Source organism: bacterium, from assembly GCA_016873475.1.
Taxonomy (GTDB): domain Bacteria; phylum Krumholzibacteriota; class Krumholzibacteriia; order JACNKJ01; family JACNKJ01; genus VGXI01.
The window spans coordinates 1-1,720 of sequence record VGXI01000399.1; the positions used below are offsets into that span (position 1 = coordinate 1).

At 69.7% G+C, this 1,720-nt stretch carries 2 protein-coding genes; both read right to left on the minus strand.

Annotation, left to right across the window (positions count from 1 at the left end; translation table 11 throughout):
- On the minus strand, window positions 1–884 hold an 884-nt coding region (locus FJ251_16130), incomplete at its 3' end, for an IS256 family transposase (protein MBM4119228.1).
- Between the two features lie 430 nt (window positions 885–1,314).
- Window positions 1,315–1,581 (minus strand): hypothetical protein, encoded by a 267-nt coding sequence (locus tag FJ251_16135; protein MBM4119229.1) that lies wholly within the window; start codon window positions 1,579–1,581, stop codon window positions 1,315–1,317.
- Between the last annotated feature and the right edge of the window lie 139 nt (window positions 1,582–1,720).

Here is a 1,720-nt window from a genome sequence, read left to right on the forward strand (position 1 = left end):
TGCGCAGCCTGCAGATCCTCGGCGCCGATGATCGCCTGGTAGTCGCGCCGCAGTTCCGCCTGGGCATGCCGCGGCGCCTTGGCCAGGAGATTCTCCAGCTTGTGCTTCGTGCAGCGCTGGACGCGCGACTGCGGCCAGACCTCGCTGAGCGCGCGGCGCAGCCCCGGGTTGCCGTCGATGATCGCCAGGGCCGGCGCCGGCAGCCCGCCGCCGCTCAGCCGCTCGATCACGGCTTGCCAGGCCAGTGTCGACTCGCTGCCGGCGATGTCCAGGCTGACGAGGGCCTTCTCCCCCGTGGGGCGGACCCCGATGACGACCTGCACGGGCATGCGCACGACGCGTCGGGCCAGCCGAATCGGCAGCATCGTTGCATCCAGGTACAGGTAGCAGCAGGGCTCGCCGCTCAGGTCCCGTCCGCGCCAGGACTCGAAGTGGGTCTTCAGCGTCTGCACCAGGCGCGAGATGGCGCTCTTGGACAGGCTCTCCGTGCCCAGCAACGGCGCCAACGCGCGCCGAATCCGCCGGCTGTTGGCGCCGGCGAGATAGCAGCCGAGGATCGCCTCATTCACGCGCCGCGTCCGCCGTTGGTAGCGGGGCAAGAGCTCGCTGCGCCATTCGGTCGCGTGGCCCTCGGCGGCGAAAAGCCGGCCACGGGGAACCCGCAAGTCCTGAGGGCCGCACTCGGTCGTCAGGCTCCGGGTCAGCGCGCCGTTGCGGTAGCCACCGCGATCGGCGGTCCGCTCTCGGGGCGCCGCGCCCAGGGCAAGCGCCAACTCGTCCTCGAGGAGCTGCTCGATCGCCTCACGGAGCCGGCCGCGGATCAGCTCGCGCAGGTCAGCAGCAGGCAGTGGCATGCAGGGGGTCGTTGGGGTATCGTTGTCCATGGCGTAGTCCTCCGGTCTTCCCGCGCATCCGCGCGGGGTTGGGTCAACACCCGGAGACTACGCCATTTGCGGCTTTCCACAGGACTCGGGACGGTGCCCCTCCAGGTGCTGCTGATTGGTCACCTTGGTGGACTGCGGGTAGAAGCTGCGCGTCAGGGTCACCGTGTGCTGGGGGCAAGCTGCGCGTCAGGGTCACCGTGTGCTGGGGGCGCTCATCGATTCTACTGCCCAGCTCATCGGCGGGCGCGCCCATCAGGAAGCTGCCCGCGGGGATCTGCACGAACCCCGCGGGCGGCGGAGGCGGCGGCTCCGCGCTCAGGAAGCCCTCCAGGTAGACCCATAGCTCGGCATCCATAGCGCCGCGTTGTCACATTAATGTGAGAGCTCGATTCGGGGGCTCGCTCACCAGAACAAGCTCAGGCCGCGAGCCCTACACCTTGATCCGCCGGAAACCCCTGGGAATCGGCACGTCGCGAGGAACAGCGGCCTGAGTGGGCGCGATCCCTTCGCCGTAGTCCTCCAGTGCGGGAGGCGCCTCGGTCAGCCGCCATGCCTCCTCCGGACCGCAACTCACCGAGTCCGGCAGCAGCGCAAAGGCCGTGAAGAGGCCGCCGAAACGCGGGCAGTACTGGGCAGGCCCTGATGGCGCAGACTCTGCATCCAGATCTTCCGGATCGCACGCTTGTCGAAGCGCCAAGCGCCCGCCTGCTGGGAGCCCAGCGTCCAGTAGGTGCGGCGGATATCGAAGGGCCGCTCGAGGTCCAGAGGCCCGAGGGCGGGCCGGACGCGCTTGCAGCCAGCGGAGCGCAGGTTCTGCTGCTCGCAGCCAGCGCCCC